The organism is Caldicellulosiruptor naganoensis (assembly GCF_026914285.1).
In the GTDB taxonomy this organism is placed as follows: domain Bacteria; phylum Bacillota; class Thermoanaerobacteria; order Caldicellulosiruptorales; family Caldicellulosiruptoraceae; genus Caldicellulosiruptor; species Caldicellulosiruptor naganoensis.
Genome location: NZ_CP113864.1, coordinates 1039483 through 1061861, shown reverse-complemented (window position 1 = coordinate 1061861; position 22379 = coordinate 1039483). Strand labels below are relative to the sequence as shown.

The following is a 22379-nucleotide window of genomic DNA, read 5'->3' as shown; positions in this document are numbered from 1 at the left end:
ACCAATGCTCAGGTAACAAAAATTTTGTTAGAACAATAATGAGTAAAAGAACTTCAAACTTACCAAGATCTTTCTGGTTCTGTTAGAAGCCTGCCTGGAAGTGGAGGGTTAAATCTGGAAACATCAACTTCCATTCGTACAAGAATTGTGGGCACTATATCTCTCTGGTCGCCTCTACGCTTAATCTCAGCATCGTTGGTAGCAAAAAATACATCGGAAGCCATAGAATGAGTAGTCTTGCCTTCATCAAAGCCATGGTCTGAAGTCACGTAAATACGTGTCTCATTATATATACCTAACGCTTTAAGCTTTTCTACTATGCGACCCAGCCACTTATCTACTTCTATTATAGCGTTTGAGTACTCCTGAGAATTTTCTCCGTACTTGTGACCTGCTGTATCAGGATCACCGAAATGGAAAAAGGCGAAGAAACGTCCTTTGCCATATTTGTCTATGCTGTCCAGTGCAAGTTTTCCTACCTCACTGGCAGGTCTTGCTTTGTCCCCATAGAAGACGTCAATTGATGACTTTGCATTGTAAAAAGGTTCACCTTTTCGCGGCTGCGAGGAAGGCTTTGTTATAGCAGAAACTATTGCACGCCCTACTTTGTCATCTCCGAATACCTTCTTAAGTTTCTCCAATACTTGATTTCGAGACACACTCTTCTTTTCTAATTGCTTCCAAAACTCAGCAATTAAAGATTTTTTCGGCTCTATAATAAAATTGGGGTGGTAAGAAAAGAAAAAATATAGCACTTATTCTGAATGCCTGCTATAATTAAAATTGTTTTTAGGTATAAAAAAAACACAAAAGAAAGAAGGCATCCAGAATATGTGCTTAATCATAATTATATCACAGAACTTTTGAAATCAAAAGATATCATTCTCCACCAACCAAGTAGTAGAAAGCGAAAATGAAGTAGAACTCCATATAAGTCAGGCGCAAAAACCTCACAAGTGTCCTAAATGTGGCAGTATCACAAGCAAGATACATGATTATCGTGTCCAAAGAGTAAAGGACATACCAATAATGGGTAAGAGAACATATTTAGTTTTAAGGAAGCGAAGATATGTTTGCAAAGAATGTGGAAAGAAATTTTTTGAACACATAAATTTTTTGGGCAAGCGTCAAAGAATGACAAATAGATTAGCAGCATACATTATAAGTCAGCTTAAGTAGCTTGAGCAGTATGAAAGAAATAGCAAGAAAGACAAATGTATCAGTAACAACAGTTATGAGGTTATTTGACAATGTAAATCCTACCAGGAAGATAGAGGATTTTTCTTCTGAGGCGATATGCATAGATGAATTCAAAGGAAATGCAGGTGGAGCTAAATATCAGTGTATAATTGTAGACCCCGTGAAAAAACAGATAGTAGAAATTTTAAGAGACAGAAGACAAGATGTATTGATTGAATATTTTAAGAGATTGAAGGATAGGGATAAAGTAAAGTATTTTGTATGTGATATGTGGAGACAATTTGTGGAGACAGCAAAAATATATTTTAAAAACGCGAAAATAGTAATAGACAAATTTCATTTTACAAGATATGTTTATTGGGCATTAGAAAATGTAAGGAAAAGAGTACAAAAGGAATTAGAAGATAATTTAAGGAAGTATTTTAAGAGGAGCAGGAAATTATTGTTAAAGTCTTATGAAGAACTTACAGCAGAGCAAAGAGAAGAGTTAGAAGTGATGTTTTGGTACAGTAGAGATTTAAGGAAAGCGCATAGACTGAAGGAAGAATTCAGGAAAGTTTTAGAAAGCAGTAATTCAGCAGAAGCAAAAGTTGAATTAAAAAAGTGGATAGAGGCGGCAGAGAGAAGTGGTCTTTGTGAATTTTGCAGATGCATAAAGGTTTTTAGGAACTGGTTTTCAGAGATAGTAAATTCTTTTGATGTTCCATATACAAATAGTGTAACAGAAGGTTTTAACAACAAGATAAAAGTTTTAAAGAGAAATGCATATGGGTATAGAAATTTTGAGAGATTTAGAAAGAGGATATTATATAGTTGTGGTAGTTAGGATAAAGTAAAGAGAATAATTAAAACTCGCAAAAGTAGCGGGTAAAGGTAGGATTGAGTTTTTAAAATTGCTTACCTGTAATAGGCATATATTACAATTAATGCTTGGTTGATAAAACTAAAAAAGGTGGGCATTCAGAATACCCACCCCATCTCTTGACAAAGAGCCATAACAAAATAGTCTGTCCTTTTTCGAATTATAGGACAGACTAAACATCTTCTTTTGTGAGTATTAATGGTAGCCCTAAGGGGATTCGAACCCCTGTCTCCGCCGTGAGAGGGCGGTGTCCTAGGCCTCTAGACGATAGGGCCACTTTTGGCTGCGGGACTAGGACTCGAACCTAGACAAGGTGATCCAGAGTCACCTGTGCTACCATTACACCATCCCGCAGCGATTTTGCAAAAATCAAAAAGCGTTTATTATATTAGCATACTCTTTTGATTTTGTAAATAACAAAACTTTGTTTGCTAATTAAATTATGAATTTAAAAACCAAAAGGTCAAAGAGGTAAAGCCCCCTTTGACCTTACACAAGCTCTATATAAACCATCATAGCACCGTCGCCTTTTCTTGGACCAACCTTAATTATCCTTGTATAACCACCATTTCTTCCTTGATACCTTGGCGCAATTTTCTGGAAAAGGTCATATGCAACGTCTTCTTCGTAAAGGTAACTCAGCACTCTTCTATATGATGCAAGGTCGCCTTTTTTAGCTATGGTGATGAGCTTTTCTGCTATTCTTCTCAAATCCTTTGCTTTTGCCTCTGTTGTCATAATTCTCCCGTGTTTGAACAGCGATGTTGCTAAGTTTCTCATAAGCGCCTGTCTGTGGTCAGTATCTCTTTTGAGTTTTCTCAGTTTATTCATTTTTCTTCTTCCTCCTCCTTCGGCGTGCTATCGCTCTTTTTGAGGCTCAGACCTAAGCTGTGAAGCTTTTGAATGACTTCTTCTAAGGATTTCTTACCAAGGTTTCTTACCTTCATCATCTCTTCTTCTGTCTTGTTGACTAAATCCTCAACAGTGTTAATACCTGCCCTCTTGAGACAGTTGTATGACCTGACAGAAAGCTCAAGCTCTTCTATAGTCATATCCAAAAGTTTATTTCTCTTTGGCGGCTCTTGTTTTACAACTGTCTCAATTTTAGTTGGAATATTTGAAAGGTCAGTAAACAAGTTAAAGTGCTCGATTAAAATCTTTGCAGCCACTGTTAAGGCTTCGTCTGGCCTGATAGTGCCATTTGTCCAAATTTCCATCGTAAGCTTGTCATAATCTGTTACTTGACCAACTCTTGTATTTTCAACTCTGTAATTTACCTTGGTAACAGGTGTGTAAATAGAATCAACAGGAATCACACCTATTGGCTGGTTTGGTTGTTTGTTTTTCTCTGCAGGAACATAGCCTTTCCCTTGATTTACTGTTATTTCCATAAAAAGTCTCGCGTCAGAGTTAAGTGTCGCAATGTGATGCTCAGGGTTACAAATCTCTATATCGGCATCTGCTTTTATATCCTTTGCCTTTACCTCACACTCACCCTGTGCTTCAATATACATTACCTTTGGTCCAGGAGAGGACATTTTGATTGCTAAGCCTTTTAGGTTAAGAATAATCTCAGGGACATCTTCTAATACCCCAGGAATAGTGGAAAACTCATGCAAAACTCCATCTATCTTAACTGCCGTAACAGCAGCACCTGGTATTGATGACAAAAGAACCCTCCTCAGAGCATTTCCAATTGTAATTCCATATCCCCTTTCCAGGGGTTCAATCACATATCGCCCATATTTTTGATTAGGGCTTAATTCTTCACACCTAATTGTTGGTTTTTGAATTTCAATCAACTTAATATACCCTCCTTAAAAATAATACACAAAAACCATTTTTGTGAGGGCATTATTACTTGGAGTAGAGCTCTACTATCAAGTGCTCTTTGATTGGCATATCAATATCTTCTCTTGCTGGTAGAGCAATTACTTTACCTACAAGATTCTCAGCATCTTTTGCAAGCCATTTTGGTGATGGTTTCTTTGCATATTTTTCTTTTATCTCAATAAATCTTGGTTTTGACTTGCTTTTTTCTTTTACTTCAATCACATCTCCAACTTCAACAAGATAAGATGGAATATTTACAGTCTTCCCATTTACCTTAAAGTGCGCATGTGAAACAAGTAGTCGTGCCTCACCACGTGATGATGCAAAGCCAAGTCTGTATACAACATTGTCAAGTCTTCTTTCCAGCAAAGACAAAAGGTTTTCACCTACAATACCTTTCATTTTCTCAGCCATTTCAAAGTATCTTCTAAATTGAGTTTCTAAAACTCCATAAATTCTCTTTACCTTTTGCTTTTCTCTAAGCTGCATACCATACTCAGAAAGTTTTTTCCTCTCTTGCCCATGTTGACCAGGTGGATATGGTCTTTTTGCAAAAGAACACTTTTCAGTGTAACATCTATCACCTTTCAAAAATAGTTTCATTCCCTCTCTTCTGCACAATCTGCAGTCAGGTCCGATATACTTTGACAAGTCAAAGCACCTCCTAACAAAATTTTTTATACTCTTCTTCTTTTTGGTGGTCTGCAACCATTGTGTGGAATTGGAGTAACATCCTTTATAAGTGTTACTTCAAGCCCTGCCGCCTGAAGTGCTCTTATTGCAGCCTCTCTTCCTGCTCCTGGCCCTTTTACATATACTTCAACTGTTCTCATACCATGTTCCATTGCCATCTTCGCAGCTTTTTCTGCTGCAAGCTGAGCAGCAAAAGGTGTTCCTTTTTTAGTCCCTGTAAAACCGCATGTTCCACCGCTTGCCCATGCTATTGCATTCCCAGACGGGTCAGTAATTGTCACAATAGTGTTATTAAATGTTGAATGTATATGAGCGATACCTTTTTCTACATTTTTTCTCTCAGAACGTCTTACTGTTTTTCTTGCTGGTTTTGCCATTCTTATTTACTCCTCCTTCTTATGATTTCTTTCTCATGACACCAACAGTTTTTCTTGGACCTTTTCTGGTTCTTGCATTTGTCCTTGTTCGCTGACCACGAACAGGAAGGCCTCTTAAGTGTCTCAAGCCCCTGTAGCATCTGATGTCAATTAGTCTTTTTATATTCCTTGCAATCTCTGCACGAAGCTCGCCCTCGACCTTGAAATTTTTATCAATATACTCTCTTATCTTTGCAACCTCATCATCAGTCAAATCTTTTACTCTCTTGTTTGGGTCAATACCAGTATCTCTTAAGATCTGTTTTGATCTCGAAAGCCCTATACCAAATATATATGTCAGCGCAATTTCAACTCTTTTTTCTCTTGGTAAGTCAACACCTGCAATTCTTGCCATTCTAAAAATTCACCTCCAAAAAATTAACCTTGTCTTTGTTTGTGCTTAGGATTTTCGCAAATTATTCTTATCTTTCCTTTTCTTCTTATAACCTTGCACTTTTCGCAAATAGGTTTTACAGATGGTCGTACCTTCATTCTATTCTTCCTCCTTTTTTAAAAAGAGTTTATTTTGACCTCCAGACTATCCTGCCACGTGTCAAGTCATAAGGTGAGAGTTGTACGACAACTCTATCACCAGGTAGTATTCTAATAAAATTCATTCTCAATTTACCAGACACATGTGCAAGAACTTTATGTCCATTGTCAAGCTGAACATGAAACATAGCATTTGGCAACGCTTCAATAACAGTCCCCTCTACTTCAATGACATCCTCCTTGGGCAAGGCTTATCAACCCCCTATTCCTTTCTATTCTCAAATTCCTCTATTACTTTTGCAACCTCTGCATCAGTAAGTTTTTTCTTAAGTATCTTCTCTTTTATCTCTTCAGAAACAAACTTTGTAGGCGCAATGTGTTTGATCTTTTTCTTCTTGGGTTTTTTAATCTTCCTCAACTTTCCATCTACAAGATATACATAACCATCCTCGGTTATGTCAAATATGATAAAGAACCTATTTTTATCCCTACCCATTTTGGACAGAACTATCTGCCCTATCTGAAGATCCATTTGAAAAACACCTCATAATGTAATTATCTCTGGCAAACCCTCCGTAATTACAATAGTATTTTCATAATGAGCAGAGAGCTTGCCATCAAGAGTCTTGACTGTCCAACCATCCTCTGCTGTGTAAACCCTAAAAGTTCCCTCATTTACCATTGGTTCAATAGCCAATGTCATGTTCTTGATAAGCCTTATCCCAACTCCAGCTTTCCCAAAGTTAGGGACTTGAGGTGATTCATGAAATTTTCTTCCAATCCCATGTCCCACCAAATCCCTCACTACACTGAAGCCACGGCTTTCTACATATCTTTGAATACTATTTGAGATATCGCCAACTCTTTTGCCAGCAACCGCGTTTTTGATACCTTCAAAAAAACTTTCTTCAGTAGTTTTTATAAGTAGCTTTGCTGTTTCGGAAATTTCTCCAACAGCAAAGGTCCTTGCTGCATCAGCATGGAGCCCGTCTACACAGACTCCTACATCTATACTGATAATATCTCCACTTTCCAGTCTTCTCATACTCGGAATCCCATGAACTACCTCGTCATTGACTGAAGTACATATGGAGGCAGGATACCCATATAATCCTTTAAATGATGGTATCCCGCCATTTTTAATTATATATTCTTCAGCAAATTCATCAAGTTCCTTTGTGGTAATACCAGGCCTTATTATCTTCTCTAACTCTTTTAAAACATTTGCAACAATTTTACCTGCACATCTCATGCTATCAAGTTCAGCTTCAGATTTAATGGTAATCATTTCCTATTCCCTGCTCCTTATTCAATCCCAAGGGCTTTTAGCACTTCTTTGGTAGTATCAGCAATTTCTTCTTGACCTACAGCTGTTACAAGCAGACCCTTATTTTTATAGTATTCTATTAAAGGCTGAGTTTGTGCATGGTAAACCTCTAAACGCTTTCTTACAGTCTCCTCTTTGTCGTCCTCTCTCTGATAGAGTTCACCACCACATACATCACAAATGCCTTCTTTCTGAGGCGGTCTGTAGATTATATGGAAGCTTGCACTACAACTTTTACAGATTCTTCTTCCTGACATTCTCTCTAAGATCTTTTCATCAGGTACCTCAATATTTAAAACCTTGTCAATCTTTTGCCCAAGTTCAGCTAAAACCTTTTCTAAGGCTTCAGCTTGAGCAATTGTCCTCGGAAATCCATCAAGCAAAAACCCATTTTTGCAATCATCCTGCATAAGTCTATCTTTGACAATTTCAATTACTATTTCATCTGGCACTAAAAGTCCTTTGTCCATGTATTCTTTTGCTTTCTTACCAAGTTCTGTTTGGTTTTTTACATTCTCTCTTAAAATATCCCCTGTCGATATATGAGGAATACCAAATCTGTTACTAAGATATTCTGCTTGTGTGCCCTTCCCAGCACCTGGCGCTCCCAAAATAATGAGTCTCATCTTTATACCTCCACGTTTCAATTTGATCATCTCTTAGCTCAAAAAACCTTTGTAATGTCTCATAAGCATTTGAGCTTCCATTTGCCTTATTGTCTCCAGCGCAACCCCTACAACAATCAGCAAGCTTGTTCCACCAAAGTAGATGTTAAGCTGATGTCTAAACATAAGTCCAACTAAGGTTGGCAAGATAGCTATGAATGCTAAGAACAGTGCTCCTGCAAAAGTGACTTTAGAAAGCACACGTGTAATAAAATCAACTGTGGGCTTTCCTGGTCTAATACCAGGAATAAATCCTCCGTAATTTTTCAAGTTATTTGCTATCTCAACAGGGTTAAAAACTATTGCTGTATAGAAGTAAGTAAAACCTATTATGAACAAAGCATAGAAAAACGTATACCAAAACGACCCAGAAGAAAAATACGTTTTTACAAACTTGTAAAATCCAGAGTTCGGGAAAAACTGAGCTATTGTGGTTGGTAACATAACAAGTGATATCGCAAAGATAATAGGAATAACTCCTGCAATGTTTACTTTAATAGGAATATGTGTACTCTGACCGCCATATACTCTTCTTCCAACTATTCTCTTTGCATATTGAACAGGAATTCTTCTCTCGCCTTCTTGGATGACAATTATGAAAACTATTATTGCCAACGCCATTATCAAGAATAAAATTACACCCACAATACTTGTTAATGAAAATTCGTTTAATTTTGCTACATAGTTCCACAGAGAAACTGCACCGTCTGGAATTCTTGAAATAATTCCAGCAAAAATCAAAAGTGAAATACCATTACCAATACCATTTTCTGTTATCTGCTCACCGATCCACATCAAAAACACTGTACCTGCTGTCAAGGCAAAGGTGATTGTTATAAATCCTAAAAATCCTTGACCTTGTGTTGTTATAACAGGCACACCACCTGTTAAACCTGTTGCATTCTTTAGTCCAAAATAGATACCAACTGCTTGTAAAAATGCCAAAATCGCTGTACCATATCTGGTCCATTCAGCAAGTTTTTTCCTACCCTCTTCGCCTTGTTTTGCAAGCTCTTCTAAAGCCGGTATAGCAATTGTCAAAAGCTGCATTATAATTGAAGAGTTAATATATGGTGTTACGCTCATTGCAAATATACTCATATTTTTAAATGTTCCACCAGCAACAACGTCAAAAAATCCAAGCATTGTAAGGTCGTTTATAACTTTTGCCAAAGCATCCCTATCTATATAGGGGACTGGGATGAAAGCCCCCAGTCTGAAAATGAGTATCATAAAGAGTGTAAAGAAGATTTTCCTTCTCAGGTCAGGTAATCTCCATGCGTTCTTTACTGTTTCAAACACTTTAAATCACCTCAACCTTTCCTCCAGCTGCTTCTATCTTCTTCCTCGCACCCTCTGATACCTTCTGCACCCTTACAATCAACCTCTTTGTAAGCTCTCCTCTACCCAGTACCTTCACTCCGTCCTTCTCTATCTTGCTAATAACTCCTTCTTTGAGTAGAAGCTCAGGAGTAATCACTGTGTCGTTATCAAATCTTTCAAGTTTTTCTACATTAACTTCAGTATACACTTTTTTATTTCTATTTTTAAAGCCCCTTTTCGGAATTCTTCTGGTAAGTGGCATCTGACCGCCTTCAAACCCTGGTCTTACACCACCACCAGAACGAGCCCATTGACCTTTATGACCTCTTGTCGATGTCTTACCATGACCAGAACTTTCGCCTCTTCCAACTCTCTTTGGCTTTTTCTTAGAACCTGGAGCAGGTCTTAACTCATAAAGTTTCATTCATACTTGCCCTCCTTTTTATTTGAGTATCTCTTCCAGGGTCTTTCCTCTAAGTCTTGCAACCTCTTCAGGTCTTTTGAGCTGCTTTAAAGCCTCTATTGTAGCATGTACAACATTTACTGGATTGTTAGAACCAAGGCTTTTTGTTCTTATATCTTTAATACCTGCAAGCTCACAAACAGCTCTCACAGCGCCACCTGCAATAACTCCAGTACCTTCCGGAGCAGGTTTAATCAATACTTTCGATGCACCAAAATCGCCAATTGCCTCATGTGGTATTGTTGTGCCAACAATTGGCACTTCAATAAGATGTTTTTTCGCATCTTCAATAGCCTTTCTTATGGCATCAGGTATTTCAGCTGCCTTGCCATGTCCTGCACCAACATGACCGTTCTCGTCTCCAACAACAACAATAGCAGAAAATTTAAGTCTCTTTCCTCCCTTTACAACCTTCGCAACCCTGTTTATATTAACAACTCTTTCTTTTAAGTTTAACCCTGTTGGATCAATTCTTTTTTGCGCCAAGCTCTACCCCTCCTTTAAAATTAAAACTCAAGACCGGCTTCTCTTGCAGCGTCAGCCAATGCTTTTACTCTGCCATGATATGGATATCCGCCTCTGTCAAATACAACTTTTGTTATTCCCTTCTCTTTTGCCCTTTCAGCAATAACTTTTCCCACATACTGAGCAGCCTCAATAGATTTTGTAGAGGAAAGTCTTGACTTAATTTCGGGCTCAAGTGATGAAGCTGCAACCAATGTATGACCTTTTTCGTCATCAATTATCTGGGCATATATATATTTCAAACTTTTGTAGACACAAAGACGTGGTCTTTCAGCCGTGCCAAACACTTTTTTTCTAATTCTCTTGTGACGTATCAATCTTTTTTCATTACGATTCACTTTTTTATACAAGCCCAATCACTCCCCTCTATTTCTTACCGCCTTTACCGGCTTTTCCTTCTTTGAGTCTCAAAACTTCATCTGCGTATTTGATACCTTTACCAAGGTATGGATCAGGTTCGCGAACTTTTCTTATGGTTGCAGCGAAGTTGCCTACCTGTTGTTTATCAATTCCTTTTACAATTATTCTGTTTTGATCGGGTACTTCAATAGTAATTCCTGGCGGCTCTTCGATTTCTACAGGATGAGAATATCCTACGTTTAAAATAAGTTTCTTGCCTTGTTTTTGTGCCCTATATCCTATTCCGACAATTTCTAATTCCTTTTCATACCCTTTTGTAACGCCTTCAACCATGTTCGCGATAAGTGTCCTTGTAAGACCATGAAGTGCCTTATGAAATCTTTCATCAGAAGGCCTTTGTACCAAAATCTGATTATTTTCTATCTTAACTATCATCTCAGGATGAATCTCTTTTGTCAAGCTACCTTTTGGTCCTTTTACTGTGATGACATTGCCATCTATTTTAACTTCTACACCGTTTGGTATATCAATAGGTTTTTTGCCTATTCTTGACATCATTTCACCTCCAACAAAAATAAATCTTATTTACCAGACATAGCAGAGTACTTCTCCGCCAACTCCTTCTTTTCTTGCTTTCTTATCTGTCATTATACCCTTAGATGTTGAGATAATAGCTATTCCAAGTCCACCTAAAACTCTTGGAAGTTCATCTTTACCTGCATAAACTCTTCGTCCTGGTTTTGAAATTCTCTTAAGACCTGTAATTGCTCTTTCTTTATTTGGACCATATTTTAGTTTTATTCTTATAATCCCATTCTTGCCATCATCAATAATCTCGTATTCTTTTATAAAACCTTCTTCCAGTAAGATTTGTGCAATAGCCTTCTTCATCTTTGAAGCTGGAATGTCTACATATTCGTGGCGAGCATTATTTGCATTTCTGATACGTGTGAGCATATCTGCAATCGGATCTATTACATACATTTTATTACCTCCTTTCGAATTAAAAATTACCAGCTCGCTTTCTTAACACCCGGTATCTCTCCATTATGCGCAAGCTTTCTAAAACAAAGTCTGCAAACCCCAAACTTTCTTAAATACGCTCTCGGTCTTCCGCAAATTTTGCATCTATTGTAGTATCTTGTTGAAAATTTTTGCGGTTTCTGCTGCTTTACAATCAAAGCTTTCCTTGCCATCAATTACCCTCCTTACTTTTTAAATTAGCTTGCAAATGGCATACCTAAAAGTCTCAAGAGCTCTTTTGCTTCTTCATCAGTCTTTGCAGAAGTGACAATCGTAACTTCAAGACCTCTAATCTTATCTACTTTGTCATAATCAATCTCTGGAAATACAACCTGTTCTTTGAAACCAATTGTATAATTTCCTCTTCCATCAAAAGATTTGTCAGAAACACCCCTGAAGTCTCTTACCCTTGGCAGCGCAAGGTTTATCATTTTATCCAAAAACTCATACATTCTATCTCCTCGCAATGTCACCATGCAACCTATTGGCATTCCTTTTCTGAGTTTAAAGTTTGCAATGGACTTCTTTGCTTTTGTGACAACTGGTTTTTGACCTGTAATCGCCATCAAGTCGTTCATTGCTGCTTCTAATGCCTTTGGATTGTCTTTAGCTTCGCCAAGTCCAATGTTTATTACAATCTTGCCAAGCCTTGGTACTTGCATAACGTTTTTATAACCAAACTTCTGCATCATTGCAGGAATAACTTCCTTGAAGTACTTCTCTTTCAGCCTTGGTGCCATAAAATTTTACCTCCCCTCACTTTGGCAATTAATCTATAATCTCACCGCATTTTTTGCAGGTCCTTACTTTCTTCTCCTCATCTCCCTCTTGGATAAACCTGTGACCTATTCGTGTTGGCCTGTTACACTTTGGACATACAAGCATTACCTTACATGCCCAAATTGGTGCTTCTTTAGTGATTATACCTCCTTGCGGCATCTTAGAATTTGGCTTTACGTGTTTCTTTACAATATTAACACCTTCAACAACTACTTTCCTATCTTTTGGCAAGACAGTTAAGACCTTGCCTTGCTTCCCTTTGTACTTACCAGAGATTACCACTACTGTATCTCCTTTTTTTACATGAACTTTATTTGGCATAGTTTCCCCTCCTTCAATCAAAAGCTTATAGAACTTCGGGTGCAAGAGACACAATTTTCATAAAATCTTTGTCTCTGAGTTCTCTTGCAACAGGTCCAAATATACGTGTACCTCTTGGTGTTTTGTCTTCTCTTATCAAAACTGCTGCGTTATCATCAAATCTGATATATGTCCCATCTTCTCTTCTGATTCCTTTTCTTGTTCTGACAATTACTGCTTTTACAACATCACCTTTTTTAACAACGCCACCTGGTGTTGCATCTTTAACAGAACAAACTATTATATCGCCAATGTTAGCAAATTTCTTATTTGAACCACCAAGGACTCTTATACACATAACCTCTTTTGCTCCAGTGTTATCTGCAACTTTTAACCTTGATTGCGGTTGAATCATCTTTTCCGTCCCCCTCCTTTTAAAACCTTAGGTTTTTTCATTATTTTGCTCTTTCTAATATCTGTACAACTCTCCATCTCTTTTCTTTAGAAAGTGGCCTTGTTTCCATTATCAAAACTTTATCACCAACTCTGCACTCATTGTTCTCATCATGAGCTTTAAATTTGGTTGTCCTCTTTATGGTCTTTTTGTAAAGAGGGTGCTGAACTAAGGTTTCTACTGCAACTACAACAGTTTTATCCATTTTATCGCTTACAACAACACCAATTCTTGTTTTTCTTGTACCTCTTTTTTGCTCCACTTAAATTCCCTCCTTAAAATCTGCTTTATTTTGCATTTTTATTTGCTCTTTCTTGTTCAAGCTCTCTTTCTCTTAAGATAGTTTTTATTCTTGCGATGGTTCTCTTAACCTCTCTAATTCTCATTGGATTTTCAAGTTGGTTTGTTGCCAGCTGAAATCTCAAGTTAAAAAGTTCACTTTTTAACTTCTTCAATTCATTATGAAGCTCTGGAGTTGTCATTTCACGAAGTTTAGACGCCTTCATTTGCCTCACCACCCATTTCTACATCTTGTCTTGAAACTATCTTACACTTTATTGGTAGCTTGTGAATAGCAAGCCTCAAAGCCTCTTTTGCAACCTCTTCATCAACACCGCCAACTTCAAACATAACTCTTCCTGGTTTTACTACTGCAACCCAGTATTCAGGTGAACCTTTACCAGAACCCATACGTGTCTCAGCAGGTTTTCTCGTAACAGGCTTGTCAGGGAATATCTTTATCCAAACCTTGCCGCCTCTTTTTATATGCCTTGCAATAGCCACTCTGGCTGCTTCAATTTGGTTGCTTGTAATCCAACCTGGCTCAAGTGCCATAATACCGTAATCGCCATATGCAACAAAGTTACCTCTTGTTGCTTTTCCTTTCATTCTACCTCTTTGGTGTTTTCTCCATTTAACTCGTTTTGGCATAAGCATTATTTATCTCCTCCTTTTTCAACACCTGCTCCTTTTTGTGGCAATACATCGCCTTTGTATATCCAAGTCTTCACACCAATTCTTCCATAAGTGGTGTGAGCTTCTGCAAATCCATAGTCAATGTCTGCTCTTATGGTCTGAAGAGGAATTCTTCCTTCTTTGTACCACTCAGTCCTTGCAATCTCAGCGCCGCCAAGTCGTCCAGATACCATTGTTTTGATGCCTTTTGCACCGCTTTTCAGTGCTCTTGCTATTGCCTGTTTCATAGCTTTTCTAAATGAAACTCTCTTTTCAAGCTGAGCAGCAATATTTTCTGCAACAAGCTGTGCATCAAGCTCTGGTACCTTTATCTCTTTTATATCAAGTGAGATTGTTTTCCCACCTGTAATCTTTTCAAGCTCTTTTCTCAAAGCCTCAACACCAGAACCTGCTCTTCCTATTACAATACCTGGTTTTGCTGTGTGAATTATAACCTTTACTCTCTTCGCAGCTCTTTCTATCTCAATTCTTGAAATCCCGGCACTATAAAGCTTTTCTTTAATATGACGTCTGATTTTATAGTCTTCGATTACATATTTGTCAAAATCTTTATCAGTAGCAAACCATCTTGAATCCCAATCCTTGATAATCCCAAGCCTAAACCCCTTTGGATGAACCTTTTGACCCATTTATTTCCCTCCTTATTAAAAGTTACTCTCTTTCTTTGAGTACAACTGTAATATGGCTTGTTCTCTTTCTAATTAAGAATGCTCTTCCTTGCGCTCTTGGTCTTATTCTCTTGAGCATTGGTCCGCCATTTGCGTAAATCTCTGCTATATAAAGTTTCTCAACATTCATATTGTGATTGTTTTCTGCATTGGCAATTGCCGATTTCAAGAGCTTTTCTACAAATCTTGCACCTCTTTTTGGTATGAATTTTAATATATTCAAAGCCTCTTGAACGGGTTTATTTCTGATAAGGTCAATTACTATTCTAACTTTCCTTGGAGATATCCTTGCATAGCGCAAGGTAGCAGTTGCCTTCTTTACTTCAGTATTTGTGTTTACTGCCTTCTCCACACACTTCTCCTCCCTTCTAACAATTGAACCCAATTTTCCGCATTTTACATGTTTACTTCAATGCAGTTGATCTTTCCGTGTGATGACCGTGCCCTCTGAAGGTTCTTGTAGGAGCAAACTCACCAAGTTTATGCCCAACCATCTCTTCTGTTATATACACTGGTACATGCTTTCTACCGTCGTACACAGCAATTGTATGACCTACCATCTGAGGCAAAATTGTTGACCTTCGAGACCATGTCTTGATAACCTTCTTCTCATTGTTCTGATTCAGTTTCTCGATCTTCTTTAATAGTTTGGGGTCACAATAAGGACCTTTCTTTAAAGATCTACCCACGCTTTATCCCTCCCCTAAGTTTCAAAATGATGCTTTATATTAAAACTACTTTCTTCTCTTGACAATAAACTTGTCTGATGGTTTGTTTTTCTTTCTTGTCTTGTAACCAAGTGTAGGCTTGCCCCATGGTGTTAGCGGTCCTGGACGTCCAATTGGTGCTTTACCTTCACCACCACCATGTGGATGGTCAACAGGGTTCATTGCAGAACCTCTAACTGTCGGTCTGATACCCATCCATCTTTTACGTCCAGCTTTTCCTAATCTGACATTCTCATGGTCTAAGTTTCCAACCTGACCTATGGTAGCTCTACACTCTTGGCTTACATACCTCAGCTCACCAGATGGAAGTCTAATAAGAGCATATTTCCCTTCCTTTGCCATGAGTTGAGCAACTGCTCCAGCACTTTTTGCAAGCTGACCGCCTCTTCCTGGATATAGCTCAATATTGTGTATCATTGTACCAACAGGGATATATTTGAGCGGCAATGCATTACCAACCTTGATATCAGCATTAGGACCTGACATTACAGTATCTCCTACTTTTAAACCCTCTGGTGCTAAGATATATCTTCTTTCACCATCTGCATAGCACAAAAGTGCCAAAAATGCTGTTCTGTTCGGGTCGTACTCGATAGCCTCAACCTTTGCAGGGATTCCATCCTTGTCTCTCTTAAAGTCCACAATTCTTATTTTCTTTTTATGTCCGCCACCTCTATGTCGAACAGTGATTTTTCCTTGATTGTTTCTACCTGCCCATTTCTTTTCTGTGAACACCAACGACTTTTCAGGTTCAGTTTTTGTAATAACTTCTTTGTAATTCAAAACCGATGCATTTCTGCGGCCTGGTGATGTAGGCTTGTAGACTATTATACCCACCTTTTTCCCCTCCTTATTAGCTTTCATGCTTCTGTTATATCAAGCTATCAAAGAACTCTATTGTCTTGCTATTCTCTTTAAGCTTTACAATGGCTTTTTTCCAAGCCTTTGTCCTTCCTTCAAATCTTCCTACTCTCTTTCTCTTTGGTTTTACGTTCATTGTCCACACCTTTTCTACCTCAACACCAAATAGTTGTTCCACAGCTTTCTTTATCTCAATTTTATTTGCTCTTCTGTCAACTTCAAATGTGTATTTTTTCTGTGGAATCATCTTTATGCTCTTTTCGGTAATGATTGGCCTTTTGATTATTTCTTCTGGTAGCATATTATGCGTACACCTCCTCTACTTTCTTTACGGCGTCTTGGAGGATTATGAACTTGTCATATTTTAGTATATCAAACACGTTCAAGTTTCCTACTTGCAGTGTTTTGACTTCTGGAATATTCTTTGTTGACTTTTGTAAATACTCATTCTTTTCAGGAATGACTATCAATGCTTTCTGATTCTCAAGTCCTAAATTTTTCAAAACTCTTATCACTTCTTTTGTCCTGTACTGATTCATATCCCACTTGTCAAGTACAATGAGATTGTTCTCTTTTACCTTGGAAGACAATGCGCATTTTAAAGCAAGTCTTCTTACTTTCTTTGGAAGGTCTATTGAAAAATCTCTTGGTTTTTTCGCAAATACAACGCCACCTTTTCTCCATGTTGGAGCTCTTATAGAACCCTGTCTTGCTCTACCTGTTCCTTTTTGTCTCCATGGTTTTCTGCCACCACCACGTACCTCTCCTCTTGTTTTTGCAGCAAATGTTCCTTGACGTCTGTTTGCAAGGTGTGCAACAACAGCTTGGTGCAATACATGGGTGTTTATTGGAACATTAAAAACTGAGTCACTCAGCTCAATCTCACCAATCTGCTGTCCCTCTATATTATAAACCGGAACCTTTGGCATTCTTTTTCCTCCTTCCTAAAACTTTAAAGCTTATTTGCTTTTTACTGAGTCTCTGATTATTAAAAGTGAATTCTTGTTTCCTGGAACACTTCCTTTAACAAGAAGCAAGTTTCTCTCCGGATCAACCTTTACAACCTGCAAGTTCAAAACTGTCACTCTTTTACCGCCCATTCTACCAGGCATCTTTTTCCCTGGGAATGTTCTTGCAGGGAATGTGTTAGAACCCATTGAACCAACTCTCCTGTGATACATAGAACCATGGCTCATAGGACCTCTTTGCTGACCATGTCTTTTGATAACACCTTGGAATCCTTTTGCTTTTGAAATACCAGTTACATCTACTCTTTCGCCAGGTGAAAAGATATCAACTCTTATCTCTTGTCCAACTTCATATTTATCTGCATCTTTGAGTCTTAATTCTCTTAAATATCTTTTTGGTTTTACTCCATGTTTTGCAAAGTGACCTCTAAGAGGCTTGTTCAGTTTGCTTCCCTTTATATCCTCAAAACCTACTTGAATAGCAGAGTAGCCGTCTTTTTCAACGGTCTTTTTCTGAACAACCACACATGGCCCTGCTTCAATTACTGTAACAGGTATTACCTTTCCTGTCTCATCGAAAACCTGTGTCATACCTATTTTTTTGCCAAGTATACCCTTTGTCATGCACCTACACCTCCTTTAGCTTAATTTCAATGTCAACACCTGCAGGGAGTTCAACTCTCATGAGTGCATCTACTGTTTTTTGTGTGGGTCTGATAATGTCAATTAGTCTCTTGTGAGTTTTGATCTCAAACTGTTCTCGTGAATCCTTGTATTTGTGCGGAGCCCTGATGATTGTAATTACCTCTCTGTCTGTTGGCAGTGGTACTGGTCCTGACACCTCTGCCCCTGTGTTTTTAGCTGTCTCTACAATCTTCTTTGCTGATTGTTCTAAAAGCTTGTAATCAAATGATTTTAGCTTGATTCGCATTCTCTGTGCTTTTGACATATATTCCCCTCCTCAAAAATAGTATTATTTTATTCTCCTTGCGACAGGGGAACTTGGCAACTTAGCCGTGTGTGTCGAAGCCTTTTATATAAAAATACCCGGAGTTTTTACTTTTTCTTTCGGGCATAAAAACACCGGGTATGAAATATTCTCTCATACCTTCCCCGTGTCGCCCGTCTCAAAGGACAAGACATACTCAGCAAAAATTCCCTGCAAAGGCTCCTACCTTTGCAGCAACCTTTTGCCTCATCGCAGCATATGAACATTATTTTTCACCCACACAACGACTTTATAATTTTATAATAAAAAAAGGCGGTTTGCAAGAGAAATTTTAATAAGTTGCTCCGCCTTCTTGATAGATCTTTTTAATTAGCTCAACGTCAATCTCATCCGCCCTAACAAAGTGATTTGGTTCAGCACCACAATAGGGACACGGGGAATTTAAATCGATAATTTCATAACCGCAAATTCCGCATACATATTTTTCTTGCATATTTGATTTACCTCCTCAGTATATTTTACTTCCTTTGTTACTTATTTAATACCCACAAATTAAAATTTTCTATCAAGATAATCTTTTAACAATTTGATGTGTTTTTCCTCATCAAGTATTATCTTCTCAAGAAGCTTTTTGATGTACCTATCATCTATCATTTCAATATGTCTCTTGTAATTTTTGATTGCTTCCTTTTCAGACTGTATATCAATTTTTATCATGTCCTTTAAGTCCCTGTCATAGATGACAAAATACCCGTTCCAATACTGGCCATATGTGGTGTATGAACCTCTGTATTTTGGTAGTGCACCAAGTAAGTAAATTGTAGTACCAAGAAGGTCCAAGTGTTTCATTTCAACTTGAGCAATTCCAATAATCAGTTCTGCAAAATCTTTATGCTTTACATCGCTTATAAAATGTTGGTAAGAATAGAGCGCAATCGCTGTAAACTCACTTGCGTATCCAGCATAGTCATCAAGTAAAATCTCTGCATAGTGTCTGTTTGGCTCTTCTACTTTTGGCTCTGGGTATGGTGCATCATATGCAAATTTAGTCCAATCCATTTTTAACCTATTACCTCACAAAAGTTTTATTAGACCTTTAATACATTATATTTTCGAAAGCAATTTTTGCTACTTTTCAAACTTAGCTCTGAAAACATTTCCAAAAATAAAACAACAACTTGTCAGAATTTTTGGTAAAAATTTATCTGCATTGTGGTGGATAATTATTTTCAAAATGTTCTAAGGTGGTTAACCTCGCCCATGAAAATTGGAGTAGGAAATCTTCTTTCGGCAATCTCACACTTGATAGATATTTCACAAGGCAGAAAAGAACATGCACCAAAGGTTACATATATATCTTTGCAAATTGCAAAACAACTACAAGTCGAAAAAGGTGAGATAAAAAAGATTTATTACGCATCATTTCTGCATGATATTGGTATCACTGTTTCTGATAATAATTTTTATGCTTCACATGTGAACATTCAACTTGCAAAAAACCATTGTCTGTTAGGATATGAGTTTGTTAGAAAACTCCCACTAGATGAAGAAATTTCAGAAATAATTAAATACCATCATGACTTTTACAATGGCTTAGGTGCATTCGGATACGACCATACAGTTTTGCCATTGGCATCTCAGATTATAAATCTGGCTGACCAGATAGACATAAACATGAACTGGTCAAAGCCTTACTATCTACAGGTTGATGATTTAAAAGAGTGGGTTTGGAAAAATAAAGGTATTTTGTTTAATCCATCTATAGTTGATGCATTTTTAGATATTGCTGATAAGGATAAATTTTGGTTAGACCTTTAAAACCCTCAACTGAGGCAGATCATCTTAGATCTTTTACCAGATGAAGAGGTTTACTTTGCCATACAAACTATGCTTAAATTCTCTGAAGCAATCGCTCTTTTGATTGATAATAAAAGTAAATTTACACATCTTCACTCGCAAGGTTTGTCAGAAATAGTATTTGAAATTGCCAAAATAATGGGATTAGATGATGAAACTTCTAATAAATTAAAAATTGCTGGTTATTTACATGATTTAGGAAAGATGGTGGTACCAAATGAAATACTAAATAAAGAGGGAAAGCTTACAAAAGAGGAATTTTATATAATAAAGTCTCATCCGTACTACACAAAGCTAATTTTGGACCAAATTCCGGTATTCAAAGGCGAAATCTCAAACTGGGCAGGAAATCACCATGAAAGAGTTGATAGAAGCGGATATCCAGAAAAACTTGGAAAGGATGAACTTTCTCTTTTAGATAGAGTAGTGGGAATATGCGATGTATATCAATCCCTCATTGAAGATAGACCATATCGAAAAGGATTGGGACAAAAAGAAGCATTAAATATTATTTCTGATATGGTAAAAAACGGCTTGTTTTTAAAAGAAGAATTTGAACTTCTCAAAAGAGCAGTAGTATGAAACAAATATCTAACTACTGCTCTTTGTAAAGTTTCCCTTTAATTATGAATTTTGCACCAGTTGGCGTCCCACTCTTAGCTTCTACTGAAAACCCATGCTTTTCGAAGATTGCTTTGGCAATCGAAAGCCCTAAACCGCTTTCTCCTCTTTTCCCCTTGTAAAATCTTTCAAAGATTTTGTCAACTTCATCACTTTTAAAACCTTCTCCATCGTCTTCTATTATAACTTCAAACTCATCTTTTTGGGTCTCTATTTTAATCATCACTTTGTTCTTGGCATACCTTACACAATTAGAAATTATATTAGAAAAAGCTTCTTTTAGTTTTTCTCTGTCACACAGAACTGGAATTTGGGTAGTAGGTTCAAATATTATTTCAATCTTTTTAGAAAGAGCATAACCTTCATTGTTTAAGATTGCGTCAAAGACTACATCTTCAATAATTGCTTTTTCAAACATAAAATAGTTCTCAACCAATTCTATTTTTGTAAGGTCTATAATCTGGTTTATTAATAGCTTTAATCTATCCACATGCTCTATTACTTTGTCGGCTGCATATTCTGCCTTTTTTGTATCTAAAAGTCCCATTTTCAGCACTTCGGCATACCCCCGAATAGAAGTAAGCGGCGTTTTCAATTCATGAGAAATGTTTTGCAGAAATCTAATCTGTGCCTGATTGTACTCTGAAATCTTTTCTATGAGCTTATTGAATTCACGTGCAATCATTCCAATTTCATCTTTAGAAGTTACTTCGACCTTTTTATTGAATCTCATCTTTGAAGCTTCTATTATCCCTTCTTTTAGTTTTAAAAGCCCCTGAGTTATCTGTTTAGAAACAAATATGCTAACTGCAGCTGCTAAAATTGCTGTAAAGATTGCAATTTGCAAAATAAGGCTAAAGAATCTTTTTTGAAATATCGAAATTCTCTCTAAATCACTGATAAGAAGGACAATAAACTCTGTATTTAATTTACTTCTGTAAAATGTAAACAAAAAAGGTTTTTCATGTAACCACCCAATTTCGAAACTATAAGAAGATTCTTTATTTTCATCAAATAAACTCATTATTTTAACCCGTGCCTCAACACTCAGATTTTTATTTGAATACTCAATAGCACCATCGCTGCTAATTATTACGATATAGTCCTGAAGAAATTTATAACTAAACGGTTCAAAATAAGCTTCAAAATTTCTCAGTTCTTTAACGTCTTTGCTTTGGTTTATGAAAAAGTACTCAACAAGTTTTGCAAATCTTAAATTATCAGTTTTCACCTGTTCTATTAAGTTGTTTCTAAAAGAAATATAGAATACAATGGAAAAGATAACAAATATGAACACTATAATCCCTAAATATGAAAGATAGATTTTAGTCCTGATTTTCATCTTTCTTCTCCTCGAGTTTATATCCAAGTCCCCACATTGTCTTTATTTCAATTGGAAGATTGTATTGCAAAATTTTCTTTCTCAGTCTCTTTATCACGTCATCCACCATTCTTTCATCATATAAAGCAGGGTCTCCCCACACCTGTTCTAATATATAGCTTCTTTTAAGTACCTTGGAGTGTTCTTTAAAAAGGAGTGTGAAAGTTTCAAATTCTTTTGGAGACAGTTCTACTTTCAAATCATTGTAAAATACACTCTTCTGATTTAAATTAACCTTTATTCCGCAAAACTCAATAATATTGTCAGGTCTAATAAGAGTATCTTTGTCTACTCTTCGCAAAATTTTTTTATTCTTGCCTCAAGTTCAAGAAGTGAAAACGGCTTTGATATGTAATCATCACTTCCAAGCTCAAGTCCCAAAACCTTGTCTAATTCTTCTCCTTTAGCAGACAGCATTATAATTGGTACGTTGCTCCTTTTCCTTATTTCTTTACAAACCTCATATCCATCTATATCAGGCAGCATAATATCTAATACAACTATATCAGGCTCATTTTTCTCAAACTCTTTTAAAAAACTTACTGCATCTTCAAAGGTTTTAACCAAATAACCTTTGCTTGAAAGATACTCAGAAATAATATTCAAAATATCTTTTTCATCATCCACAACATATATAAGATACCTTGACATTGAC

37 protein-coding genes, 2 tRNA genes and 2 pseudogenes are annotated in these 22379 nt (G+C 37.0%); 3 read left to right on the top strand and 38 right to left on the bottom strand.

What is annotated here, in order from left to right:
• Positions 1 to 59: 59 nt before the first annotated feature.
• Entirely contained in the window at positions 60 to 755 is a 696-nt protein-coding gene (locus OTJ99_RS05015; RefSeq protein ID WP_045164988.1) for an alkaline phosphatase family protein, read from the bottom strand.
• Positions 756 to 833: 78 nt separating this feature from the next.
• On the opposite strand from OTJ99_RS05015, the pseudogene OTJ99_RS05005 reads away from it, so the two are divergent.
• A pseudogene (locus OTJ99_RS05005) lies at positions 834 to 2026 on the top strand (ISL3 family transposase).
• A 235-nt stretch (positions 2027 to 2261) separates the two neighbouring features.
• On the opposite strand, the gene OTJ99_RS05000 reads toward OTJ99_RS05005, so the two are convergent.
• The 35 genes from OTJ99_RS05000 to OTJ99_RS04830 all read right to left on the bottom strand — a co-directional run bounded on the left by OTJ99_RS05000 (position 2262) and on the right by OTJ99_RS04830 (position 18924).
• Positions 2262 to 2337 (bottom strand) — tRNA-Glu (locus tag OTJ99_RS05000).
• Between the two features lie 5 nt (positions 2338 to 2342).
• Positions 2343 to 2416, bottom strand: a tRNA-Gln gene (locus OTJ99_RS04995).
• Between the two features lie 135 nt (positions 2417 to 2551).
• Positions 2552 to 2893, bottom strand: coding sequence for a 50S ribosomal protein L17 (gene rplQ, locus OTJ99_RS04990; protein ID WP_013429987.1), 342 nt, complete (start codon positions 2891 to 2893; stop codon positions 2552 to 2554).
• Positions 2890 to 3864 carry a DNA-directed RNA polymerase subunit alpha gene (locus OTJ99_RS04985; RefSeq protein ID WP_045164989.1) on the bottom strand — a complete coding sequence of 325 codons (975 nt, stop codon included), beginning with the start codon at positions 3862 to 3864 and terminating at the stop codon, positions 2890 to 2892. Before OTJ99_RS04985 ends, rplQ begins: the two co-directional genes overlap by 4 nt.
• Positions 3865 to 3919: 55 nt before the next feature.
• Positions 3920 to 4546, bottom strand: a complete 627-nt coding sequence (gene rpsD / locus OTJ99_RS04980) for a 30S ribosomal protein S4 (RefSeq protein WP_045164990.1) — start codon at positions 4544 to 4546, stop codon at positions 3920 to 3922.
• Between the two features lie 26 nt (positions 4547 to 4572).
• On the bottom strand, positions 4573 to 4965 hold the full coding sequence (gene rpsK, locus OTJ99_RS04975; protein ID WP_045164991.1) for a 30S ribosomal protein S11: 393 nt from the start codon (positions 4963 to 4965) through the stop codon (positions 4573 to 4575).
• A 19-nt stretch (positions 4966 to 4984) separates the two neighbouring features.
• On the bottom strand, positions 4985 to 5359 hold the full coding sequence (gene rpsM, locus OTJ99_RS04970; protein ID WP_045164992.1) for a 30S ribosomal protein S13: 375 nt from the start codon (positions 5357 to 5359) through the stop codon (positions 4985 to 4987).
• Positions 5360 to 5382: 23 nt separating this feature from the next.
• Positions 5383 to 5496 (bottom strand): 50S ribosomal protein L36, encoded by a 114-nt coding sequence (rpmJ, locus tag OTJ99_RS04965; RefSeq protein WP_011917767.1) that lies wholly within the window; start codon positions 5494 to 5496, stop codon positions 5383 to 5385.
• 29 nt (positions 5497 to 5525) lie between these two features.
• Positions 5526 to 5744 (bottom strand): translation initiation factor IF-1, encoded by a 219-nt coding sequence (gene infA, locus OTJ99_RS04960; RefSeq protein ID WP_045164993.1) that lies wholly within the window; start codon positions 5742 to 5744, stop codon positions 5526 to 5528.
• A 14-nt stretch (positions 5745 to 5758) separates the two neighbouring features.
• Positions 5759 to 6028 (bottom strand): KOW domain-containing RNA-binding protein, encoded by a 270-nt coding sequence (locus OTJ99_RS04955; protein WP_045164994.1) that lies wholly within the window; start codon positions 6026 to 6028, stop codon positions 5759 to 5761.
• 12 nt (positions 6029 to 6040) lie between these two features.
• The gene (gene map / locus OTJ99_RS04950) at positions 6041 to 6784 is read right to left on the bottom strand and encodes a type I methionyl aminopeptidase (protein WP_045164995.1); all 744 of its coding nucleotides are present in this window, start codon (positions 6782 to 6784) and stop codon (positions 6041 to 6043) included.
• A 17-nt stretch (positions 6785 to 6801) separates the two neighbouring features.
• A complete protein-coding gene (locus OTJ99_RS04945; RefSeq protein ID WP_045164996.1) occupies positions 6802 to 7449 on the bottom strand; it encodes an adenylate kinase in 648 nt (215 codons plus the stop codon).
• Between the two features lie 33 nt (positions 7450 to 7482).
• Positions 7483 to 8790, bottom strand: coding sequence for a preprotein translocase subunit SecY (gene secY / locus OTJ99_RS04940; protein ID WP_045164997.1), 1308 nt, complete (start codon positions 8788 to 8790; stop codon positions 7483 to 7485).
• A 1-nt stretch (position 8791) separates the two neighbouring features.
• Positions 8792 to 9235, bottom strand: a complete 444-nt coding sequence (gene rplO / locus OTJ99_RS04935) for a 50S ribosomal protein L15 (protein WP_045164998.1) — start codon at positions 9233 to 9235, stop codon at positions 8792 to 8794.
• A gap of 18 nt (positions 9236 to 9253) precedes the next feature.
• A complete protein-coding gene (gene rpsE, locus OTJ99_RS04930; RefSeq protein WP_045164999.1) occupies positions 9254 to 9760 on the bottom strand; it encodes a 30S ribosomal protein S5 in 507 nt (168 codons plus the stop codon).
• Between the two features lie 20 nt (positions 9761 to 9780).
• Entirely contained in the window at positions 9781 to 10149 is a 369-nt protein-coding gene (rplR, locus tag OTJ99_RS04925; RefSeq protein ID WP_045165000.1) for a 50S ribosomal protein L18, read from the bottom strand.
• A 16-nt stretch (positions 10150 to 10165) separates the two neighbouring features.
• The gene (gene rplF, locus OTJ99_RS04920; RefSeq protein ID WP_045165001.1) at positions 10166 to 10714 is read right to left on the bottom strand and encodes a 50S ribosomal protein L6; all 549 of its coding nucleotides are present in this window, start codon (positions 10712 to 10714) and stop codon (positions 10166 to 10168) included.
• Positions 10715 to 10744: 30 nt separating this feature from the next.
• Positions 10745 to 11143 carry a 30S ribosomal protein S8 gene (rpsH, locus tag OTJ99_RS04915; RefSeq protein WP_045165002.1) on the bottom strand — a complete coding sequence of 133 codons (399 nt, stop codon included), beginning with the start codon at positions 11141 to 11143 and terminating at the stop codon, positions 10745 to 10747.
• A gap of 26 nt (positions 11144 to 11169) precedes the next feature.
• Entirely contained in the window at positions 11170 to 11355 is a 186-nt protein-coding gene (locus OTJ99_RS04910) for a type Z 30S ribosomal protein S14 (protein WP_045165003.1), read from the bottom strand.
• Positions 11356 to 11379: 24 nt separating this feature from the next.
• Complete coding sequence (gene rplE / locus OTJ99_RS04905) at positions 11380 to 11922, bottom strand: 50S ribosomal protein L5 (protein WP_045165004.1); 543 nt, start codon at positions 11920 to 11922, stop codon at positions 11380 to 11382.
• A gap of 28 nt (positions 11923 to 11950) precedes the next feature.
• Positions 11951 to 12283 carry a 50S ribosomal protein L24 gene (rplX, locus tag OTJ99_RS04900; RefSeq protein ID WP_045165005.1) on the bottom strand — a complete coding sequence of 111 codons (333 nt, stop codon included), beginning with the start codon at positions 12281 to 12283 and terminating at the stop codon, positions 11951 to 11953.
• A 25-nt stretch (positions 12284 to 12308) separates the two neighbouring features.
• Positions 12309 to 12677: a 50S ribosomal protein L14 gene (gene rplN, locus OTJ99_RS04895; protein ID WP_045165006.1), complete on the bottom strand. Its 369-nt coding sequence runs from the start codon at positions 12675 to 12677 to the stop codon at positions 12309 to 12311.
• A 40-nt stretch (positions 12678 to 12717) separates the two neighbouring features.
• Positions 12718 to 12978 (bottom strand): 30S ribosomal protein S17, encoded by a 261-nt coding sequence (rpsQ, locus tag OTJ99_RS04890; protein WP_045165007.1) that lies wholly within the window; start codon positions 12976 to 12978, stop codon positions 12718 to 12720.
• 25 nt (positions 12979 to 13003) lie between these two features.
• Positions 13004 to 13222: a 50S ribosomal protein L29 gene (rpmC, locus tag OTJ99_RS04885; RefSeq protein WP_045165008.1), complete on the bottom strand. Its 219-nt coding sequence runs from the start codon at positions 13220 to 13222 to the stop codon at positions 13004 to 13006.
• Positions 13209 to 13652, bottom strand: a complete 444-nt coding sequence (gene rplP / locus OTJ99_RS04880; protein WP_045165009.1) for a 50S ribosomal protein L16 — start codon at positions 13650 to 13652, stop codon at positions 13209 to 13211. The genes rpmC and rplP overlap by 14 nt, the downstream gene beginning before the upstream one ends.
• Positions 13652 to 14320 (bottom strand): 30S ribosomal protein S3, encoded by a 669-nt coding sequence (gene rpsC, locus OTJ99_RS04875; RefSeq protein WP_045165010.1) that lies wholly within the window; start codon positions 14318 to 14320, stop codon positions 13652 to 13654. Before rpsC ends, rplP begins: the two co-directional genes overlap by 1 nt.
• A gap of 22 nt (positions 14321 to 14342) precedes the next feature.
• Positions 14343 to 14711 (bottom strand): 50S ribosomal protein L22, encoded by a 369-nt coding sequence (gene rplV, locus OTJ99_RS04870; RefSeq protein ID WP_045165011.1) that lies wholly within the window; start codon positions 14709 to 14711, stop codon positions 14343 to 14345.
• Between the two features lie 52 nt (positions 14712 to 14763).
• On the bottom strand, positions 14764 to 15048 hold the full coding sequence (gene rpsS, locus OTJ99_RS04865) for a 30S ribosomal protein S19 (RefSeq protein WP_045165012.1): 285 nt from the start codon (positions 15046 to 15048) through the stop codon (positions 14764 to 14766).
• 45 nt (positions 15049 to 15093) lie between these two features.
• Positions 15094 to 15924, bottom strand: coding sequence for a 50S ribosomal protein L2 (rplB, locus tag OTJ99_RS04860; RefSeq protein ID WP_045165013.1), 831 nt, complete (start codon positions 15922 to 15924; stop codon positions 15094 to 15096).
• A 34-nt stretch (positions 15925 to 15958) separates the two neighbouring features.
• A complete protein-coding gene (gene rplW, locus OTJ99_RS04855) occupies positions 15959 to 16249 on the bottom strand; it encodes a 50S ribosomal protein L23 (RefSeq protein ID WP_045165014.1) in 291 nt (96 codons plus the stop codon).
• A 1-nt stretch (position 16250) separates the two neighbouring features.
• A complete protein-coding gene (gene rplD, locus OTJ99_RS04850) occupies positions 16251 to 16877 on the bottom strand; it encodes a 50S ribosomal protein L4 (RefSeq protein WP_045165015.1) in 627 nt (208 codons plus the stop codon).
• A gap of 30 nt (positions 16878 to 16907) precedes the next feature.
• Positions 16908 to 17540, bottom strand: coding sequence for a 50S ribosomal protein L3 (gene rplC, locus OTJ99_RS04845; protein ID WP_045165016.1), 633 nt, complete (start codon positions 17538 to 17540; stop codon positions 16908 to 16910).
• A gap of 4 nt (positions 17541 to 17544) precedes the next feature.
• Complete coding sequence (gene rpsJ / locus OTJ99_RS04840) at positions 17545 to 17865, bottom strand: 30S ribosomal protein S10 (RefSeq protein ID WP_045165017.1); 321 nt, start codon at positions 17863 to 17865, stop codon at positions 17545 to 17547.
• Between the two features lie 331 nt (positions 17866 to 18196).
• On the bottom strand, positions 18197 to 18358 hold the full coding sequence (locus OTJ99_RS04835; protein ID WP_200889464.1) for a hypothetical protein: 162 nt from the start codon (positions 18356 to 18358) through the stop codon (positions 18197 to 18199).
• Between the two features lie 59 nt (positions 18359 to 18417).
• Entirely contained in the window at positions 18418 to 18924 is a 507-nt protein-coding gene (locus tag OTJ99_RS04830; protein WP_045165018.1) for a ferritin-like domain-containing protein, read from the bottom strand.
• A gap of 201 nt (positions 18925 to 19125) precedes the next feature.
• Between OTJ99_RS04830 and OTJ99_RS04825 the strand changes: the two genes are divergently transcribed.
• Complete coding sequence (locus OTJ99_RS04825) at positions 19126 to 19683, top strand: HD-GYP domain-containing protein (protein ID WP_235374616.1); 558 nt, start codon at positions 19126 to 19128, stop codon at positions 19681 to 19683.
• A gap of 99 nt (positions 19684 to 19782) precedes the next feature.
• Positions 19783 to 20304 carry an HD-GYP domain-containing protein gene (locus OTJ99_RS04820; protein WP_235374617.1) on the top strand — a complete coding sequence of 174 codons (522 nt, stop codon included), beginning with the start codon at positions 19783 to 19785 and terminating at the stop codon, positions 20302 to 20304.
• 13 nt (positions 20305 to 20317) lie between these two features.
• Here the strand turns inward: OTJ99_RS04820 and OTJ99_RS04815 are convergent, their stop codons facing one another.
• Together OTJ99_RS04815 and OTJ99_RS12485 are read right to left on the bottom strand one after the other, a co-directional pair.
• Positions 20318 to 21685 carry a sensor histidine kinase gene (locus tag OTJ99_RS04815; protein ID WP_045165019.1) on the bottom strand — a complete coding sequence of 456 codons (1368 nt, stop codon included), beginning with the start codon at positions 21683 to 21685 and terminating at the stop codon, positions 20318 to 20320.
• A pseudogene (locus OTJ99_RS12485) lies at positions 21669 to 22375 on the bottom strand (response regulator transcription factor). The gene OTJ99_RS04815 and the pseudogene OTJ99_RS12485 overlap by 17 nt, the downstream one beginning before the upstream one ends.
• Positions 22376 to 22379 lie beyond the last annotated feature (4 nt).

Excerpts from the sequence above, each read along its gene's own strand:
- rplQ (WP_013429987.1), bottom strand. The coding sequence starts at position 2,893 with ATGAATAAACTGAGAAAACTCAAAAGAGATACTGACCACAGACAGGCG.
- rpsK (WP_045164991.1), bottom strand. The coding sequence starts at position 4,965 with ATGGCAAAACCAGCAAGAAAAACAGTAAGACGTTCTGAGAGAAAAAAT.
- rpsM (WP_045164992.1), bottom strand. The coding sequence starts at position 5,359 with ATGGCAAGAATTGCAGGTGTTGACTTACCAAGAGAAAAAAGAGTTGAA.
- rpmJ (WP_011917767.1), bottom strand. The coding sequence starts at position 5,496 with ATGAAGGTACGACCATCTGTAAAACCTATTTGCGAAAAGTGCAAGGTT.
- OTJ99_RS04955 (WP_045164994.1), bottom strand. The coding sequence starts at position 6,028 with ATGGATCTTCAGATAGGGCAGATAGTTCTGTCCAAAATGGGTAGGGAT.
- map (WP_045164995.1), bottom strand. The coding sequence starts at position 6,784 with ATGATTACCATTAAATCTGAAGCTGAACTTGATAGCATGAGATGTGCA.
- OTJ99_RS04945 (WP_045164996.1), bottom strand. The coding sequence starts at position 7,449 with ATGAGACTCATTATTTTGGGAGCGCCAGGTGCTGGGAAGGGCACACAA.
- rplO (WP_045164998.1), bottom strand. The coding sequence starts at position 9,235 with ATGAAACTTTATGAGTTAAGACCTGCTCCAGGTTCTAAGAAAAAGCCA.
- rplF (WP_045165001.1), bottom strand. The coding sequence starts at position 10,714 with ATGTCAAGAATAGGCAAAAAACCTATTGATATACCAAACGGTGTAGAA.
- rpsH (WP_045165002.1), bottom strand. The coding sequence starts at position 11,143 with ATGTATGTAATAGATCCGATTGCAGATATGCTCACACGTATCAGAAAT.
- OTJ99_RS04910 (WP_045165003.1), bottom strand. The coding sequence starts at position 11,355 with ATGGCAAGGAAAGCTTTGATTGTAAAGCAGCAGAAACCGCAAAAATTT.
- rplE (WP_045165004.1), bottom strand. The coding sequence starts at position 11,922 with ATGGCACCAAGGCTGAAAGAGAAGTACTTCAAGGAAGTTATTCCTGCA.
- rplX (WP_045165005.1), bottom strand. The coding sequence starts at position 12,283 with ATGCCAAATAAAGTTCATGTAAAAAAAGGAGATACAGTAGTGGTAATC.
- rplN (WP_045165006.1), bottom strand. The coding sequence starts at position 12,677 with ATGATTCAACCGCAATCAAGGTTAAAAGTTGCAGATAACACTGGAGCA.
- rpmC (WP_045165008.1), bottom strand. The coding sequence starts at position 13,222 with ATGAAGGCGTCTAAACTTCGTGAAATGACAACTCCAGAGCTTCATAAT.
- rplP (WP_045165009.1), bottom strand. The coding sequence starts at position 13,652 with ATGCTTATGCCAAAACGAGTTAAATGGAGAAAACACCAAAGAGGTAGA.
- rpsC (WP_045165010.1), bottom strand. The coding sequence starts at position 14,320 with ATGGGTCAAAAGGTTCATCCAAAGGGGTTTAGGCTTGGGATTATCAAG.
- rplW (WP_045165014.1), bottom strand. The coding sequence starts at position 16,249 with ATGCTACCAGAAGAAATAATCAAAAGGCCAATCATTACCGAAAAGAGC.
- rplD (WP_045165015.1), bottom strand. The coding sequence starts at position 16,877 with ATGCCAAAGGTTCCGGTTTATAATATAGAGGGACAGCAGATTGGTGAG.
- rplC (WP_045165016.1), bottom strand. The coding sequence starts at position 17,540 with ATGACAAAGGGTATACTTGGCAAAAAAATAGGTATGACACAGGTTTTC.
- rpsJ (WP_045165017.1), bottom strand. The coding sequence starts at position 17,865 with ATGTCAAAAGCACAGAGAATGCGAATCAAGCTAAAATCATTTGATTAC.
- OTJ99_RS04835 (WP_200889464.1), bottom strand. The coding sequence starts at position 18,358 with ATGCAAGAAAAATATGTATGCGGAATTTGCGGTTATGAAATTATCGAT.
- OTJ99_RS04830 (WP_045165018.1), bottom strand. The coding sequence starts at position 18,924 with ATGGATTGGACTAAATTTGCATATGATGCACCATACCCAGAGCCAAAA.
- OTJ99_RS04825 (WP_235374616.1), top strand. The coding sequence starts at position 19,126 with ATGAAAATTGGAGTAGGAAATCTTCTTTCGGCAATCTCACACTTGATA.
- OTJ99_RS04815 (WP_045165019.1), bottom strand. The coding sequence starts at position 21,685 with ATGAAAATCAGGACTAAAATCTATCTTTCATATTTAGGGATTATAGTG.